The organism is Salinicola sp. CR57 (genome assembly GCF_003206585.1).
GTDB classification, from domain to species: Bacteria; Pseudomonadota; Gammaproteobacteria; order Pseudomonadales; family Halomonadaceae; genus Salinicola; species Salinicola lusitanus.
Map to the genome: position 1 here is coordinate 74,553 of NZ_PZJL01000011.1, position 17,318 is coordinate 91,870.

Consider the following 17,318-nt stretch of genomic DNA (forward strand, 5'->3'; position numbering starts at 1 on the left):
CAGCCGAAAGTCGTTAGGGGCGCCCATTATCCCGATGCGACGACCGGAATTCCACCTCCTCGACGTCGCGATCGGCGGGAACTTCGCGTCGACGGCTAATAGCCTCCTCGGAGATCCTCGACACGACGCCAGCACCATCGGCATGCCTTGGTGCCGCACTCGCGGCGTCATTGATCCTGAAGCCGAATTCGCCGTCGTCGAACGACTCCGCCTCCGTCGGCTCGAGCCTGCCTCCGCGCTCCGGCCCGGCCACGATCTCCAGGGAATGCTCCGTGGGCTCCAGCGACCGTTCCATGGGCTCCAGCGAGAGGGCCGAGAAGTCTACGACAGGTCTGGCCTCAGAGGAGGCCGGCGTGGTTTTTTCTGGCGGTTCCGTCGCCAGTTCCAGCGTCGGCGCTTCGTACTCGATGCGGGCAACGAGCGGTGACCTTTCCGAAGCTTCGACAGCCGCGCTCAGGTCATCCTCGAACAGCGCTGCCAAGGCGTCGCGCCGCGTCCCCGCTTCCTCGACGTCGGCGTCCCCCTGCGGGGGCCGACGGGGAGTGGCATCGAGATCGAAACGCGCGTCTTCGCTTCGGGGCGAGGCCGCCTGGAAAGACGCAATGCCGTCGATTCCCCTCGAGGCCGGGATCTCGGGGGCAGCGTGCGGGACCTGGGACTCGAACAGCGCATCGACGTCGTCCACGTTTGCCTGCCACCCTGCTTCACCATCACTCGTGATGCCGTCGCCTGTCGCCTCCTGCCAGCTCTCCTCGACGTGGCGGACGCGGTATTCGTCGACCAGGGTCTGGCCTGCTCGTCGCTGTTGTGGCGTGGCATCCTCGCCAAAACCAGAAAGCGCCATCTCCAGCGCGTCCATATCCCGGAGCTCTCCCAGCGCTCTCAGTAGGCCCAGCCGAAGCTGGGCGTCCTCCCGCTCCGCGAGACGCTGACGTAGCCAATCACGCGCCTCGGCGTAGCGACCGTAGGCCATGTAGATGTCCGCCTGGCTGATCGAGGCGGAGTCGAGATCCAGGTCGGCGCCCGCCGCGCGCCGAAGCGGGGAGGTCCTCGCGGCGCTGTTCGCACCGGCTTCCGTCGCCCCTTTTGGGGAGGGATCGTCGGCGACCGGAGGCGCCTCGCCCTTGGCTCGACGCCGCCGCTGAAAGCCCCACAGCGCCAGCAGCACCACCACCAATCCGCCACCGACCCAGTCCAGGTGATCCAGCAGCGACCCTCCCGCCGACGTCATCGGCGTCGGCGCGCGAGCGACGCTCGGGGCAGACACCGCCAAGGTCGCTGCCCCGGCATCGGAGACGCTCCTGCCCGCGGCCACCGGCGCGACCGCTGCCGCCGCCGGATCGTTCGCGACACCGGTCTCCCCGGCGGGAGTCTGGCCCGCGAGGGAACGTTCGGGAGCGGGATCGTCATCGCGCACCGTTGCTGCCGACTGAACGCCGACCGCGGGCACCGCCGCGAGGGTCTCCAGCAGTTCGTCGCGCTCGGCGCTCAAGGCATCGATGGTGGTCCGTTGCCGTTCGGATTCGGCGGTCAACTCGGCCAGACGCTGCTCCAGCGAGGCGAGCTGCGAGGTCGGTGCACTGCCAGCTTGATCGGACGTGGGCCGCACTCCCGGGTCATCGACGACCGGGCGGCTCTCACGGACCTGTCCCGCCAGCGTCCGCAACCGAGCCACGGCATCTTCACGGGACAATCCGGTCACGGCGTCGACCGCAGGGACCTGCAGATCGGCCCCGGCCCGCAGCCGGCCGATATCGCCATCGATGAATGCCGCGGGGTTGGCCTGAAAGAGACTCACCATCAACGCCTGGCGACTGATCCCGGCGCGAGGCAGTAGCGAGGCCGCCAGGCCCGACAGCGAGTCACCCGGCTGCACAGGCAGATGGGCAGGCCAGGCCCCGGGCGCAGCTGTCACTGCCCGCACCGGAGGTGGTGCCGGTGCGGGCGATGTCGACGCTGGCCGTGACTCCGCCGAGGCATCGCCGTCCAGCAGCGGCTTCGAACTGGCATAGTCAACGGGATCGAACAGTAACGACACGTCCCGTTGCCACTGCCCCTCCGGCCAGGTCACCACCAGCAACAGATCGAGGTAAGGTTCCCGCACCCGATTCGGGCTCTCGAGCACCAGCGTCAACCCGCCATCCTGACGCACGACTCTGGTCGACACGGTGTCGACCAGGGCAGTCCGGGTCAGCCCCGCCTGGCGATAGGCCGCGGCGTCGGCCACGACGACCGAGATTCGCGATGCATCCAGCCCTTTCGCATCGCTCAGGGGCAGTACCACATGCAGCGGACGATTGAGCGGCGACACCTGCTGCGGATCGCCAACGCCGAGTGCATGGGCCGCCGAAGCCAGTGCCAGACAGAGTCCGCCGGCCATCATTGTGAGCCATTGCCGCATGGTGTCCTCGCCAACGCATTGGAGTGAATCTCGAATCACTCATCGGCACAGGCTCACTAAACTTTATCTTTCCGTTAACAATTGGATAACAAAAGCCCCGCCAACGAACGTTGACGGGGCTCGACCTCGCAGCGATACCGCGAACGCGGACTGCCTTCAGGCTTGCTCGCGCAGAATCTTCAGCATGCGCTTGAGTGGTTCGGCTGCGCCCCACAGTAGCTGGTCGCCGACGCTGAAGGCGGTCAGGTACTCGCCCCCCATGGCCAGCTTGCGCAGTCGACCCACCGGAACGGTGAGCGTGCCGCTGACAGCCGCCGGCGTCAGTTGCGCCAGCGTGGCCTCCTTCTCGTTGGGAACGACCTTGACCCAGTCGTTGTGCTTGGCCAGGCGATCCTCGATCTCGTCGATCGGCACGTCCTGCTTGAGCTTGATGGTGAACGCCTGACTGTGGGAGCGCATCGCGCCGATCCGCACGCAGAGACCATCGATGGGAATCGGATTGTTGCCGGTGGCGAGAATCTTGTTGGTTTCGACGCCTCCCTTCCACTCTTCCTTGCTCTGACCGTTCTCCATCGCCTTGTCGATCCACGGCAGCAGGCTGCCGGCCAGCGGCGCGCCGAAGTTATCGACCGGGAATTCGCCCCCGCGCATGGCGGCAGTGACATCGCGGTCGATGTCGAGGATGGCGCTGGAGGGCGTGGCGAGATCACGAGCCACGGCCGACTGCAGTGCGCCCATCTGCGACAGCAACTCGCGCATGTGCTTGGCGCCGGAACCCGAGGCCGCCTGATAGGTCATAGAAGTCATCCACTCGACCATGCCGGCTTCGAACAGCCCCCCGAGGCCCATCAGCATCAGGCTGACGGTACAGTTGCCGCCGACGAAGGTTCTAGCACCCTTGGCGAGCTGGGCATCGATCACGTGTCGATTGACCGGATCGAGCACGATGGACGACTCCTCCGCCATGCGCAGGGTGCTGGCCGCATCGATCCAGTAGCCTTTCCAGCCGGCCTGGCGCAGCGGCTGATAGACCGCGCCGGTGTAGTCGCCCCCCTGACACGTGACGATCACGTCCATCGCCTTGAGCGACTCGATGTCGTTGGCATCCTTCAACGCCGGCACGTCGATGCCGATATCGGGCCCGGCCTGACCTGCCTGCGAGGTGGAAAAGAAGACGGGCTCGAGCCCGGCGAAATCGTTGTCATCCAGCATGCGCTGCATCAGCACGGAACCGACCATACCGCGCCAGCCGACGAATCCGACTTTCAACATAGATTGGTTACCCCGAAGCTGTTGGAAAAGTGGCGTCTGCGTGGCCACGCGGGCCACCGGACACTTTTCATGATCATGAATGCGACACGACGACTCATTCGAGTCGTCGTATCATGTCGATCTTGAACGCACATTATAGCGCATTGGCGCCCGCTATCCGCGCTCAGGCGTCGGCGAAAGCCGCCAGTACCGCATCCCCCATCTCGCTGGTGGAAACCTGACGCGTGCCCGGATAGGCGATATCGGCAGTTCGCAGGCCCTGATCGAGAACGCTGCCGACCGCCCGCTCGATGCGCTCGGCCAGGGCCGGCTCCCCCAGCGAATAGCGCAGCATCATCGCCACCGACAGGATCGTCGCCAGCGGGTTGGCCAGGCCCTGGCCGGCGATGTCCGGTGCGCTGCCGTGGCATGGCTCGTACATGCCCTGCTGATGCTCGTTGAGCGACGCCGACGGCAGCATGCCGATGGAGCCGGTCAGCATCGCCGCGGCATCCGACAGGATATCGCCGAACATGTTGCCGGTGACCACCACGTCGAACTGCTTGGGCGCGCGCACCAGCTGCATGGCGGCGTTGTCGACGTACATGTGCGACAGCTCGACGTCCGGATACTCGGGTGCCAGCCGGTTCATCACCTCGCGCCACAGGATGGTGACTTCGAGCACGTTGGCCTTGTCCACCGAGCAGAGTTTCTTGCTACGCTTCTGCGCCATCTCGAAGGCGACCCGACCGATCCGCTCGATCTCGGACTCCGAGTAGACGTAGGTGTTGAACCCGACCCGCTCGCCGTCACGCTCCTCGATGCCCCGCGGCTGGCCGAAGTAGATCCCTCCGGTGAGCTCGCGCACGATCATGATATCGAGCCCGGAGACCACTTCCGGCTTCAGCGTCGACGCCTCGGCCAACTGCGGATAGAGCAGCGCCGGACGCAGGTTGCCGAACAGGTTGAGATGCTTGCGCAGCCCCAGCAGCCCCTTCTCGGGACGCTTGCTCAGATCTTCCAGCGTGTCCCATTTCGGGCCGCCGACGGCGCCGAGCAGGATCGCGTCCGCCGCCTTGGCTTTGGCCAAAGTGGCATCGGGCAGCGGGTGCCCTTCGGCGTCGTAGCCGGCACCGCCGACCAGCGCCTCTTCCAGCTCGGCATTCAGCCCGGCTTCGCGGCAGGCATTCAGAATCTTGACCGCCTCGGCGGTGATTTCCGGGCCGATGCCGTCACCGGGAAGAACCAGAATCTTCTTGCTCATGCATTGTCCTCAAACGTGTTCCTTGGTCGCCCACAACACCAGCATGTCGGTCGTGAAGGAGCCATCCTCACCGATCTCGAAGGCGTCTCGCACTTCCTGGCCGACCTGACTCTGCAGGTGGCGGATCGCATCGCGCATGACGTCAGGCGTGCGCATGCGCGCGATCCATGTCTCGAAATCCAGCCGTAGTCGCTGGCGCGAACTGGCGGTCACCGCCAGCCCCGCCTCGCCCACCATCTTCGCCCATTCGCTGGGCGCGTAATCCCGCACATGACTGGTATCGCGCAGCATCTCGACCGTCTGCAGGAAGCTGTCGAACAGCGGCTGCTCGGAGGCGGCGACGTCGATGAACGCCGCCAGGCCACCCGGTTTCAGGACCCGCCTCGCTTCCCGCAGCGCCAGCCCTACGTCGCGCCAGTGATGGGCGGAGAAACGGCTGCATACCACGTCGAAACTGTCAGCGGCGAACGGCAGCGACTCGGCGACCCCCTGTACCGTGCGGATATTGCCGAAGCCACGCTCGCCGGCCGCCTCGCCGACCACCGCGAGCATCCGCGGCGACAGGTCGTAGGCGACAACCTCGGACGCCAGCTCGGCCAGCTGGAAACTGACATGGCCGGCGCCACACCCCAGATCCAGCACCCGGGGTGCATCGATCTCGCCGACCCGCTCGCGAAGCTGGGCGAACTCCTGGCCCTGGGCATGCACGCTGCTGCTCAGATAGGCCGCCGCCTGGGCGCCGAACTGGCGCTCGACGACGGCGCCATGATCGGCGCTGCCGGGGGCCTCAGGCATCACGAAACAGCCACGGACGCGCGGCGCGGTGACCACGCTCGAAATCGTGGATCGCGCCGGACTGCTCGAGGGTCAGGCCGATATCGTCGAGCCCCTCGATCAGGCAGTGCTTGCGGAAGGCATCGACCTCGAACGGGATCGCCTCGCCATCCGGCGTGGTAACCGTCTGCCTTTCGAGATCGATATCCAGACGGTAGCCTTCGGTCGCCTCGGTCTCCAGGAACAGCCTGTCGACCGTCTCCTCGTCCAGGGCGATCAACAGGATGCCGTTCTTGAACGAGTTGTTATAGAAGATATCGGCGAAGCTCGGCGCGATCACCACACGGAAACCGAAATCGTCCAGCGCCCAGGGCGCGTGCTCTCGCGAACTGCCGCAACCGAAATTGCGCCGGGCCAGCAATACCTGCGCATCGCGATAGCGCGACTGGTTGAGCACGAAGTCCGGATTGAGCGGCCGACTCGACGCATCCTGGCCGGGATAGCCTTCGTCGAGGTAACGCAGCTCGTCGAACAGGTTGGGACCGAAGCCGGTGCGCTTGATCGACTTCAGGAACTGCTTGGGAATGATCAGGTCGGTATCGACGTTGGCCCGATCGAGCGGCGCGACCAGACCCTGCAGGCGTTCGAACTTCTTCATGCGCTCATCTCCCGTGCATTGCCCCGGTCATAGTCGTACTCGCGGACATCGACGAAATGGCCTTCGATGGCAGCGGCCGCCGCCATCGCCGGGCTGACCAGATGGGTCCGGCCGCCATAACCCTGGCGCCCCTCGAAGTTGCGGTTGGAGGTCGAGGCGCAGCGCTCGCCGGCGCCCAGCTTGTCGGCATTCATTGCCAGACACATCGAGCAGCCCGGCTCGCGCCACTCGAAGCCGGCCTCGAGGAAGATCTTGTCGAGCCCCTCGGCCTCGGCCAGGCGCTTCACCAGACCGGAGCCCGGCACCACCATGGCCAACTGGATGTTCTCGGCGACCTTGCGCCCTTTCGCCACCTTGGCGGCCTCGCGCAGATCCTCGATCCGCGAGTTGGTGCAGGAGCCGATGAACACCTTGTCGAGCCGGATATCGGTGATCTTCTGTCCGGCGCTGAGGCCCATGTACTCCAGCGCACGGGTCATGCCCTGGGTGACGGTCTCGTCGGCGGCGCCGGCCGGGTCAGGCACCTCGGCGGAGACGTTGACGACCATTTCCGGGCTGGTTCCCCAGGTCACCTGCGGCTCGATCTCGGCAGCGTCGAGCTCGACGATCTTGTCGAAATGCGCGCCATCGTCCGAGACCAGATCGCGCCAGGCCTCGACGGCCGCCGGCCACTGCTCGGCCGAGGGCGCATAGGGCCGACCTTTCAGGTAATCGATGGTGTGGTCGTCCACCGCCACCAGGCCAACGCGGGCACCGGCTTCGATCGCCATGTTGCAGATCGTCATGCGACCTTCCATGGAGAGCTCGCGAATCGCGCTGCCGGCGAACTCGATGGCGTAGCCGGTGCCACCGGCGGTACCGATACGGCCGATGATCGCCAGCACGATATCCTTGGCGGTGACGCCGAGCCCCAGCTTGCCCTCGACCCGCACCTGCATGTTCTTCATCTTCTGCGCAATCAGGCACTGGGTCGCCAGTACGTGCTCCACCTCGGAGGTGCCGATACCGTGGGAGAGCGCGGCGAAGGCGCCGTGGGTCGCGGTGTGGGAGTCGCCACAGACCACGGTCATGCCCGGCAGCGTGGCGCCCTGCTCGGGCCCGACCACGTGGACGATGCCCTGGCGCTCATCGTTGATGCGAAACTCCTCGATGTCGAAGCTCTCGCAGTTGGCATCCAGGGTTTCGACCTGAATCCGCGAGACATCGTCGAGTATCCCGGCATTGCCGGCGCTACGCTCCTTGAGCGTGGTCGGCACGTTGTGATCGGGAGTCGCCAGATTGGCGTCGCGGCGCCACGGCTTGCGACCGGCCAGCCGCAGCCCTTCGAATGCCTGGGGCGAGGTGACTTCGTGCAGCAGGTGACGATCGATGTAGATCAGCGCGGAACCGTCATCGCGCTGAGTCACCAGGTGCTGGGCCCACAACTTGTCGTAGAGCGTCTGGCTTGCCATTGGGGTTATCTCCTCCGTCACGCTGTCTGTCGCAGCTTGAGTGACGTGATGCCTGCGAATCGCAGCGCTTCGCTTCGGCGCTGCAACTGATTGAAGCGTCAAGATACGGCCATAGCATGCATAAAATCAATTCATCTTGATTATGCTTTGCATTCCATAACAGAATTCATGAAATCGTCATCAGGAACCCGCGCCATGGACACGCAGAGCCTGCAGGCCTTCATCGCGGTCGCCGACACGGCGTCGTTCTCGCTGGCCGGCGAGCAGTTGCACCTTACCCAGCCGGCGATCAGCAAACGCATCGCCGCGCTGGAGTATCAGACCGGGGCCAAACTGTTCGATCGCATCAATCGTCGGGTCAGCCTGACCGAAGCCGGCCGTCTGCTACTGCCACGCGCTCGTCAGATCCTGCAGCTGGTCGAGGACAGCCGCCGCACCTTGAGCAACCTGAGCGGCAGTGTCGAGGGCAGCCTGACGCTGGCGACCAGCCACCATGTCGGCCTTCACCGGCTACCGGCGGTGCTCAAGGCCTTCACCCAGCGCTATCCCGATGTCGATCTGGACCTGCGCTTCCTCGACTCCGAGCAGGCCTATCATGGCGTGATCGCCGGCGAGATCGAATTGGCCGTGGTAACGCTCTCACCCCAGCCCTACCCGCAAGTGGAGTCGGTGCCGGTGTGGATCGATCAGCTGCGATTCCTCGCCGCGCCCGACCACCCGCTGACCGCGAGGGGCTCGCTCTCGCTCGCCGATCTCGTCGATTACCCCGCGGTCCTGCCCGGACCGCTCACCTTTACCCGGGATATCGTGATCAACTCCTTCACCCAGGCGGCACTGTCCATCGACGTGGCGCTGTCCACCAACTATCTCGAAACGCTCAAGATGATGGCGAGCATCGGCCTGGGCTGGAGCGTGCTGCCGGAAAGCCTGATCGACGACGACATCGCGGTGCTGCCGGTGGATCACCCGCCGATCGTGCGTCGCCTCGGCTACCTGGTTCACCGCGAACGCACGCTCTCCAACGCCGGTCGCGCGATGATCGCCGAACTCGAGACGATCAGGGCGGCCGAAGCCTCCCGAAGCGGCTACGCTTAGCCCCGTCGCAGGCCCTGTTGCAAGGCCACGCCCGATCGGTTCGGGTTCGAAGTGGAGTCATTCGAGACGCCCTCGTTCGAGAGGCGCCAATCCAGAAAGTGAGGAGTTGTCGCGCATGGCGCAGGACCATGGGGATGGATCGCAGGAATCGACGACACGGGAGGCGCGTTGCGAGGATGTATTGCGCCTGGGCCTGGTCCCGGCACCGGAGCTGCCGGAGCGGGTCGCCGGCCTGATCGCCGACGAACTGTCCGAACTGCTCGAACGCCACACCGATGATCGTCATCGGTGGCGGGTGGAGTGCGTCACCGACGCACTGATCGGGGCCGAGGATTCGACGGACAACGTCATCGATCAGGCAGAGCGGATCAAGCGTGACCACGGCTGGCACTACGTGGTCTGCATTACCGACCTGCCGCTCTTCCGCGATGACCGCCTGACGCTGGCGGAAGCCAGCGAGAATCTTGGCGTGGCGATCATCTCGCAGCCCGCCTTGGGTATCTCGCCGCTCAGGCGGCGGCTGCGGGAAGCGATCCTGCATCTGGTCAACGAGATGCATCACGGCAGCGATGGTGAAGAGCGCGAGCGTCAGCAGCAGCATCTGGAGCAGGGGCGAGAGGCCCGTGAACGGAGCGGGATTCGCAATCGCAATTCACGCGAGCTGATGGGTTGGCGGCTCTCCGAGCGACTGGTCCCAATCCAGAGGATCACGCCTTCCGATGAGCACGAGAAGCATGTCGATGTGCGCTTCGTCAGCGCCGCCAAGTGGCGGGGGTACGCCAAACTGCTCGGCGGCATGGTGCGGGCCAATCGCCCCTGGACCATCCTGCCCGCCTTCCGCCGCGTCATCGCGGTGGCCTTCGCCACTGGCGCCTACGGCCTGATCTTTCCCTCGCTGTGGAAACTCAGCGCTGCCTACGAGCTCTACCGTTTCGTGATTCTGATGATCGCCGCCATGGCAGCGATGGTGACCTGGCTGATACTCGATCACGGCCTGTGGGAACCCAGGCGATACAGCGGATCGAACCGCCTGACGGGCTTCTACAATCTGACCACGGTGCTGACGCTGACAGCGGGCGTTGCCTGCTATTACGTCATCCTGTTCGCCCTGTTTCTGGCGGCGGTGATCCTGTTCGTCCCTGCCAACCTGCTGGAGACGACGGTTGGCCAATCGATCAACTGGCTCAACTTCCCTGCCCTGGCCTGGCTCGCCGCCTCGGTGGCCACCGTCGCCGGCGCCCTGGGGTCGAGCCTGGAGAGCGACGAAACGATCCGCAGCGCGACCTACGGCTATCGCCAGCAGCTTCGCCAGCGCAAGGTCAAGGAGCGCCAGGCAGCGGACGAGGAAGCGAAGACCCAGGGAGAACGGCAAGAGAGGAGCGAGAAGGACGACGCCGACCCGCGCTCCTGAGCACACCACGCGTCACCGGGCGCGCCAGCCCGGATGCGTCAGCGCTGGCCGAGGCGTGGCGTATCGACGCGGACGTCGCCGTTCTGCCCCCGGTGGCGCAGCAGGTGATCGATCAGCGTCAGCGCCATCATCGCCTCGGCGATCGGTGTGGCGCGGATACCGACGCAGGGGTCGTGACGGCCCTTGGTGACCACCTCCACCGGCTCGCCGTGCACGTCGATGGAACGCCCCGGCCGGGTGATGCTGGAGGTCGGCTTCAGCGCTAGATGCGCGACGATCGGCTGGCCGCTGGAGATCCCACCGAGAACGCCACCGGCATGATTGGAGAGAAAGCCTTCAGGCGTCATCTCGTCGCGGTGTTCGCTGCCCCGTTGCGCCACGACACCGAAGCCGTCGCCGATCTCGACGCCCTTCACCGCGTTGATGCCCATCAGGGCGTGGGCGAGGTCGGCATCCAGACGGTCGAAGACCGGCTCGCCCAGCCCCACCGGCACCCCCTCGGCAACCACGGTGATTCTCGCGCCGACCGAATCCTGGTCACGGCGCAGCTGATCCATGTAGGCCTCGAGCTCCGGGAGCCTGTCCGGATCGGGACAGAAGAACGGGTTGTCGTCCACCCCCTCCCAGCTCTTGAAGTCGAGCTCGATCGGCCCGAGCTGGCTCATGTAGCCGCGCACCCGGATGCCCTGTTGCGCCAGCCAGGCCTTGGCGATGGCGCCGGCGGCCACCCGCATCGCGGTCTCGCGAGCGCTGGAGCGTCCGCCACCCCGATAGTCGCGGATGCCGTACTTGTGGTGGTAGGTGTAGTCGGCGTGCGCCGGCCGGAATTGCTCCGCGATCTTGGAGTAGTCCTTGGAGCGCTGATCGGTGTTCTCGATCAACAGCCCGATCGGCGTGCCGGTGGTCCTGCCCTCGAACACCCCGGAGAGGATCTTCACCTGGTCGGGCTCCCGGCGCTGGGTAGTATGACGCGAGGAGCCGGGGCGACGGCGGTCCAGATCGACCTGAAGGTCCGCTTCGCCGATCTCGAGTCCCGGCGGACAGCCATCGACGATGGCGCCCAGCGCGGGGCCGTGACTCTCACCGAAAGTGGTGACGGTGAACAGTTTGCCGAAGGTGTTGCCGGACATGCGCGATCCTCAGAAAAGGGTAAAAGCTCGCAATCAGCGCGCTTGGGAAGCGGCGAAAACATCCGCGTAGGTATCGAGATCCTCGGCACTGAGTGCGAAAACGCCTTCGCCCCCGCGCTCGAACTCGAGCCAGAGAAACGGCACCGTCGGAAAGGCCGCCTCGAGGTGGTGCTGAGAATTGCCGACCTCGACGATCAGCATACCGCCGTCGTTCAGATAGGCCCGCGCCTCGCGCAGGATGCGTCGCACGATGTCGAGACCGTCTCGACCGGCGCCCAGCGCCAGGTCGGGTTCGTGGCGATACTCCGCCGGCATCGCCGCCAGATCGCGACTGTCGACGTAGGGCGGGTTGCTGACGATCAGGTCGTAGCGCTGCCCGGCGATACCCTCGAACAGGTCGGAGGCCACGGCACGCACGCGCCGGCCGACGTCGTGGCGCACGATGTTGGCCTTGGCCACGTCGAGCGCGTCGACGCTGATATCGACCAGGTCCACCTCGCAGGTCGGCAGGTGAAGCGCGGTGGCGATGCCCATGCAGCCGGAGCCGGTACAGAGATCGAGGACGCGAGCCGGGGGCCTGTCGTCGAACCAGGCCGAGAACCCCTGTTCGATCAGCTCCGCCGTCGGCGAACGTGGAATCAGCACTCGTTCGTCGACCTCGAACGGGAAGCCGGCGAAAAACGCCTCGCCGATCAGGTAAGGCAGCGGCTGGCGCGTCTCGATCCGAGTCCTGACCAGTGCCACGATGCGTTCGCGCTCGACGCCCAGAAGCCGCGAATCGAGCACCGCCGGGTCGACATCCCAGGGCAGATGCAGCGCCCCCAGCACCAGCGCCACCGCTTCGTCCCAGGCGCTGTCGGTGCCGTGGCCGAAATGGAGGCGGTGGGCGTGGAATTCGCTGGTTGCCCAACGCAGGCAGTCCCGCACGCTGAACAGATCGGCGACGATGGCATCGTCGGCTAGCGTCAGGGTCGACGGCAAACGGGGCATGGACGGGACTCGCATCAGGCTGAAAAACGGACGACGATTGTACCCTCAAGGGTGGCGGGTTCACAGCCGGGCTGATTCATCACCTACCGCTCCCCGCAGACAAGCCATGAAGCCTGGAATCGTTTACCCTTTGCGCCGCGCAACGATTCCAGCCGGCACGACGATGGCAAGCGGAGGTTCCACGGTCATGACTTCAGGCGACGATGACGATCAAAATGCGTTCCGCGACGCGCTGAAAGCAGCCGGCGTCAGGCGGCTCAGCGTCAATCGCGCCGCCGTCGGCAAGCCGCGCCGCAACGACATCAACGCCGACATCCGCCGTGAAGCCGCCGAGCAGGCTGCACCGGTGGTGCAGTCCCAGCTCTCCGACGGTGGCGTCGAGGCCGTCACACCGCACGAGCGGCTGGAATTCGCGATCCCCGACCTCCCCCAGCGCACCTTCGCCAAACTCAAGCGGGGCCATATCGCCTGGGAGGGCGGACTCGACCTCCACGGCCACACCCTCGACGAGGCGCGCCTCGAGCTCGAATCGTTCATCGATGACGCCATCGCCAACCGGGTGCGCTGCGTGCTGGTGGTCCATGGCAAGGCGCGTGGCTATCGCGGCAGCGGCGCGGACTACCCGGTGATCAAGAGCCACGTCAATGCCTGGCTCAAGAACTGGTCGCGAGTGATCGCTTTCTGCTCCGCCAGCGAGATCGACGGCGGCACCGGCGCGCTCTATGTCCTGCTGCGCACCCGGGCCGATTCAAGCCGCTGAATCGTCACCTGGGACGCCCAGGGAGCGCGCGGCGAAACGCAGACCTGGATCGAGATTGGGCTTGAGGAAGGGCGAACTCGCGCGACGCACCCAGGCGGCCCTGCCTTGTCTTCAACCGTGCCGCTTGGGCGACGACAGCGGCAGCGGCAACCGCCCCTGGGGGTCGCCGCTACTGGAGGGATGGCGGCGGCCGTCGACTGGCTCACCGGCCACCATGGTCTGGTCACGCTGGCGCTCATGGCGATCCAGGGCCTGGGCGGTGAGATAGCGCCCCAGCTCGATCAGCGCCTCCGCCCGATGGAACTCGTAAGCTCCGCATACGCTCTTGGGCACGTCGATCAGGATATCGGGTGGATAACCGGCGACCTTGTACTTGGCCAGCGCAGCCTGGGTGATATCGAACGAGGCCAGCATCATGTCCAGCTTGCTCCAGGCGCGCTCGGTCTGGCTCGACCAGCTGACGTTCTCGGAAGCTTCCTCCTCGTCGTTGAACGAGGAGACCATGCCCTGGACCCGCGTGCGCACGTTCTTCAGCCAGCCGCTGAAGCTCTTGCCCTCGGCCTCGCGCTCGATCTCGCGGGCGTGTTCCTGGGCTGCCTGGTCGGCCGGCAGCAACTCCTCCAGCGTCACCAGCCGCGGCGTCTGGGCGGTGGCGTTGACCGCCAGCACCAGATCCGCGTCGACCGACACCGTGGGGATGATCGGGAGCGGGTTCAGCAGCCCGCCGTCGACCAGGACATGGCCATTTTCCTGGACCGGGGTGATGATCCCCGGCACCGCGATCGAAGCACGGATCGCCCGCAGCAGCGGCCCGCTCTGGAACCACACTTCGCGCTGCCGTCCCAGGTCCGTGGCCACGGCGGTGAACGGCATCGGCAGATCCTCGATGCGGATATCACCGACCAGTGACTCCAGCTTGGTCATTACCTTGCCGGCGCGCATCGCGCCCATGGCGCTCCAGGTGATGTCGACCAGTCGCAGCACATCGAAATAGTCGAGCTTACAGACCCAGTCGCGATAGGCATCGAGCTGGCCGGCGGCATGGATGCCACCGATCAGGGCCCCCATCGAGCAACCGGAGATCGAGGCGATCTCGTAGCCTCGTGCCTCGAGTTCCTCGATCACGCCGATATGCGCATAGCCCCGCGCACCACCACTGCCCAATACCAACGAGACTCGAGGTTTCATGACACGCACTCCCCGACGGTCGATTGATGCCAGCGTACGATTTCGTCCGTCACCTGCGCCACTCTGATTCGTTCCAGATGCAGATGATGACCGCCGGAGACGATGCGTCGCTCGAGCCTGGCGAGCCGACGGCAGGCATCACCGAGATGCGGCCGCTGGGTCAACACCCCGCCCGTGGCCTGTAACAGCAATACCGGTGCCCGAATCGCGGCGACCGTCTCCAGCATCTGGTCCGGCGTCCAGCGCAGCAGCGATGGCCAGGTCAAGCGCCGGTCGGTGCGCCAGCGATAGCGCCCATCCTGCGCTCTCACCAGGTTCCGCTCGACGATGGGCCGCGCGGTATCCGCATCGATCGGGGTGACTCCGCCCCGAACCCGCGCGGCGACGGCGTCTTCCACGCTGGGATAACCGCCGGTATCGCCGCGCGACCGAGCGCGCGCGCCCAGCGCCGCCTGCAGCTGTGCCACCGTTTCGGCCGGTTCGTTGGTGGTCGAGGCGAGCCCGTCGATCAGCACCAGCCGCTCCACTCGCGCCGGCATCGCCGCGGCGAGCAGGCTGGCGACCCCCGCACCCATCGAGTGGCCGACCAGCGTCGCGGCGCGTAGATTCAACCCATCCAGCGCCTCGAGCACGTCGGGGACGTAGCCCCACAGCGGATAGTCGGCGCGCTCGCCGCGGTGCGGCGAATGACCATGCCCCGGCAAGTCCAGCGCCACCAGGCGGATGCCCAGCCCGGTGACCAGCGCCGGCGCCAGGCGAGCGAAGGACGCGGCATTGTCTAGCCAGCCATGCAGGGCCACCCAGGTCGGCGCGGTTTCGTCGCCCCAGCTCAATGCCGCCAGCCGCCCTTCTCCCAATACCGTTTCTGTCGGTCTCACACGCTCTCTCCCAACATCTCGCCAACGGCCCTGACGATCGCCTCGCGAGTGGCTTCCGGTTGTTCGAACGGGAACATGTGCCCCCCGGGTACGCAGCGAAGTCGAATGCCCAATCGCTCGAGCGAGCGTCGCCGACCGGGCGTCAGCAGGTCGGACTGCTCACCGGCGATCACCGTCAGCGGCACGGCGAGCTTGCGCAGCACCGACGCCAGGTGATCGGGCAGGTGTCGAAAGACGGCCGCTTCGGTTCGGGGCGCATATCGCAACCTGGCGGCGCCGCTGTCATCGTCGATCGTGGTCGCCCCGGTGACGTAGTCGCTCATGGCAGTCTCGGTGAAGCGCTGAAACAACGAGCGGCGACGCAGTGCCGCCGCCATGGCGTCGCGGCTGGGCCAGGTCTCGCGGCGTTTCAGCGTCTTGCCCGCCGGCGTCACCCGGTCGACGAACCCTGTCAGCTTGGCGGCCTTCAACATCCAGGCGTCGCGCCCGAGCAGCAGCGGAGGATCCAGCGCCACCACGGCCCGGAAACGTTGTGGCGCCTTGGCCGCGGCCATGATCGACAACACCCCGCCCATGGAGTGACCCACGGCCACGACCGGCGCTGCCAGCGGCTCGATCGCGGCGAGATACTCTTCGCGAAGCGCCAGCCAGTTGCGTCCGACCGGATAGCGGGGGTCGTGAGCCAGACGATCCAGCGGATGCAGTGCGAAACGCTCTGCCAACGGCGACAGCAACGTCCGATAGCTGGCGCCAGTGAAGCCGTTGGCGTGGGCGAAGACCAGTGGATAAGGCAGCATCGACATCCAAATTCCCTTAGACTATCGGCTATACATTTTCACCGCTTCATCTTGCTGGCGCTATCGTCGACATGCTTGTCGAACGCGCGTTCGAAGCGTTTGCCAAAAAAGGATTGTACTGTGTCTCGCAAAGGATCCCATCGCGATACGCGTCTGCGTAACCGATTATTCTGGGCCCTGCTGATCGCCGCGCTGATCGTCGGCTTCTGGCTGGTACGCGGCGGAGAGTGAACGATGGGGCTGCTGGCCGCCTTTACCCACACGCTGGAGATCACCCTCCCCGTCTTCCTGATGGTCTTCCTGGGCCTCGGACTCAAGCGCATCGGCTGGATCGACGCCCATTTCATCACCACGGCGTCGATGCTGGTGTTCAAGGTCACCATGCCGGCGCTGCTGTTCCTCAGCATCGTCAAGGCCGACCTGAACCGTGCGCTGCAACCGGAGCTGATCGGCTACTTCATCGGCTACACCGTGGTCAGCTTCTTCCTCGCCTGGGCCTGGGCGGTCTGGCGACACCCGCGGATAGAGCGCGGCATCTTCACCCAGGGGGCGTTCCGGGCCAACAACGGTATCGTCGGGCTGGCGCTGGCCGCCGGCCAATACGGCGACTACGGTCTCTCCGTCGGTGGCGTGCTGGCCGGTGCCGTCATCGTCATCTACAACGTCTTTTCGGTCTTCATCCTGTCATTCTACAGCGACCAGATCGCCACCGACTTCCGCAGCCTGGCCAAGAACCTGGCCAAAAACCCCCTGATCCTGAGCGTGGTCTTCGCCATTCCGGTGGCGCTGTCGGGCGTCGAGCTGCCCGGCTGGGCCATGACCTCGGGCGGCTATCTCGCCGGCATGTCGCTGCCGTTGGGATTGATCTGCATCGGCGGCACGCTATCGGTCAGCGCGTTCAAGCGCAGCAGCAGCATCGCTCTCGATGCCAGCCTGTGGAAGCTGGTCTGGGTTCCACTGCTCGGGATTGCCGGGGCACTTGCCATGGGCATCCGGGGGCCCGCCCTGGGGATCCTGTTCCTTTACCTGGGCTGCCCCGGGGCGGCGGCCAGCTTCGTCATGGCCAAGGCGTTCAAGGCCAACGACAAACTGGCGGCCAACATCATCGTCATCACCACCTTCGCCTCCATGTTCACCTTGAGCCTGGGACTCTTCCTGCTGAAGTGGCTGGCGCTGATATAGCCTGCCACCGCCGTCCCTCGAAAAAAACGGGCCGCTCTCTCGAGCGGCCCATTTCACTGGCGTGCCAGGGATCGGAACCCGGGCCGAG

At 65.8% G+C, this 17,318-nt stretch carries 15 protein-coding genes; 4 read left to right on the top strand and 11 right to left on the bottom strand.

Annotation, left to right across the window (positions count from 1 at the left end; all coding sequences use genetic code 11):
- Window positions 1-13: 13 nt before the first annotated feature.
- The 6 genes from DOM56_RS15720 to leuC form a co-directional block, all read right to left on the bottom strand.
- Window positions 14-2,401 carry a hypothetical protein gene (locus tag DOM56_RS15720; RefSeq protein WP_157958256.1) on the bottom strand — a complete coding sequence of 796 codons (2,388 nt, stop codon included), beginning with the start codon at window positions 2,399-2,401 and terminating at the stop codon, window positions 14-16.
- Window positions 2,402-2,557: 156 nt separating this feature from the next.
- Window positions 2,558-3,673 (bottom strand): aspartate-semialdehyde dehydrogenase, encoded by a 1,116-nt coding sequence (gene asd / locus DOM56_RS15725; RefSeq protein WP_110710017.1) that lies wholly within the window; start codon window positions 3,671-3,673, stop codon window positions 2,558-2,560.
- 163 nt (window positions 3,674-3,836) lie between these two features.
- Entirely contained in the window at window positions 3,837-4,916 is a 1,080-nt protein-coding gene (gene leuB / locus DOM56_RS15730) for a 3-isopropylmalate dehydrogenase (protein ID WP_110710018.1), read from the bottom strand.
- 9 nt (window positions 4,917-4,925) lie between these two features.
- Complete coding sequence (locus DOM56_RS15735; RefSeq protein ID WP_110710236.1) at window positions 4,926-5,711, bottom strand: class I SAM-dependent methyltransferase; 786 nt, start codon at window positions 5,709-5,711, stop codon at window positions 4,926-4,928.
- Window positions 5,704-6,348, bottom strand: coding sequence for a 3-isopropylmalate dehydratase small subunit (gene leuD / locus DOM56_RS15740; RefSeq protein ID WP_110710019.1), 645 nt, complete (start codon window positions 6,346-6,348; stop codon window positions 5,704-5,706). Before leuD ends, DOM56_RS15735 begins: the two co-directional genes overlap by 8 nt.
- On the bottom strand, window positions 6,345-7,799 hold the full coding sequence (leuC, locus tag DOM56_RS15745; RefSeq protein ID WP_110710020.1) for a 3-isopropylmalate dehydratase large subunit: 1,455 nt from the start codon (window positions 7,797-7,799) through the stop codon (window positions 6,345-6,347). The genes leuD and leuC overlap by 4 nt, the downstream gene beginning before the upstream one ends.
- 195 nt (window positions 7,800-7,994) lie before the next feature.
- Here leuC and DOM56_RS15750 point away from each other — a divergent pair, with 195 nt between their 5' ends.
- Together DOM56_RS15750 and DOM56_RS15755 are read left to right on the top strand one after the other, a co-directional pair.
- Complete coding sequence (locus DOM56_RS15750; protein ID WP_110710021.1) at window positions 7,995-8,894, top strand: LysR family transcriptional regulator; 900 nt, start codon at window positions 7,995-7,997, stop codon at window positions 8,892-8,894.
- Window positions 8,895-9,009: 115 nt separating this feature from the next.
- Complete coding sequence (locus tag DOM56_RS15755; protein ID WP_110710022.1) at window positions 9,010-10,305, top strand: hypothetical protein; 1,296 nt, start codon at window positions 9,010-9,012, stop codon at window positions 10,303-10,305.
- A gap of 38 nt (window positions 10,306-10,343) precedes the next feature.
- On the opposite strand, the gene aroC is transcribed toward DOM56_RS15755, so the two are convergent.
- Window positions 10,344-11,435 carry a chorismate synthase gene (gene aroC / locus DOM56_RS15760; RefSeq protein WP_110710023.1) on the bottom strand — a complete coding sequence of 364 codons (1,092 nt, stop codon included), beginning with the start codon at window positions 11,433-11,435 and terminating at the stop codon, window positions 10,344-10,346.
- A gap of 33 nt (window positions 11,436-11,468) precedes the next feature.
- On the bottom strand, window positions 11,469-12,425 hold the full coding sequence (gene prmB / locus DOM56_RS15765) for a 50S ribosomal protein L3 N(5)-glutamine methyltransferase (RefSeq protein ID WP_232822331.1): 957 nt from the start codon (window positions 12,423-12,425) through the stop codon (window positions 11,469-11,471).
- Between the two features lie 187 nt (window positions 12,426-12,612).
- Here prmB and DOM56_RS15770 point away from each other — a divergent pair, with 187 nt between their 5' ends.
- On the top strand, window positions 12,613-13,185 hold the full coding sequence (locus tag DOM56_RS15770; protein WP_110710025.1) for a Smr/MutS family protein: 573 nt from the start codon (window positions 12,613-12,615) through the stop codon (window positions 13,183-13,185).
- A 111-nt stretch (window positions 13,186-13,296) separates the two neighbouring features.
- Here DOM56_RS15770 and DOM56_RS15775 read toward each other — a convergent pair whose 3' ends face one another.
- From DOM56_RS15775 to DOM56_RS15785, 3 genes are read right to left on the bottom strand one after another with little or no spacing between them, the layout of a single operon-like run.
- Window positions 13,297-14,373 carry a patatin-like phospholipase family protein gene (locus DOM56_RS15775; protein ID WP_110710026.1) on the bottom strand — a complete coding sequence of 359 codons (1,077 nt, stop codon included), beginning with the start codon at window positions 14,371-14,373 and terminating at the stop codon, window positions 13,297-13,299.
- Window positions 14,370-15,251: an alpha/beta hydrolase gene (locus DOM56_RS15780; protein WP_110710027.1), complete on the bottom strand. Its 882-nt coding sequence runs from the start codon at window positions 15,249-15,251 to the stop codon at window positions 14,370-14,372. The genes DOM56_RS15775 and DOM56_RS15780 overlap by 4 nt, the downstream gene beginning before the upstream one ends.
- The gene (locus DOM56_RS15785; protein ID WP_110710028.1) at window positions 15,248-16,054 is read right to left on the bottom strand and encodes an alpha/beta hydrolase; all 807 of its coding nucleotides are present in this window, start codon (window positions 16,052-16,054) and stop codon (window positions 15,248-15,250) included. The genes DOM56_RS15780 and DOM56_RS15785 overlap by 4 nt, the downstream gene beginning before the upstream one ends.
- Window positions 16,055-16,282: 228 nt before the next feature.
- Here DOM56_RS15785 and DOM56_RS15790 point away from each other — a divergent pair, with 228 nt between their 5' ends.
- Window positions 16,283-17,230 (top strand): AEC family transporter, encoded by a 948-nt coding sequence (locus DOM56_RS15790; RefSeq protein ID WP_110710029.1) that lies wholly within the window; start codon window positions 16,283-16,285, stop codon window positions 17,228-17,230.
- The last annotated feature ends 88 nt before the right edge of the window (window positions 17,231-17,318 follow it).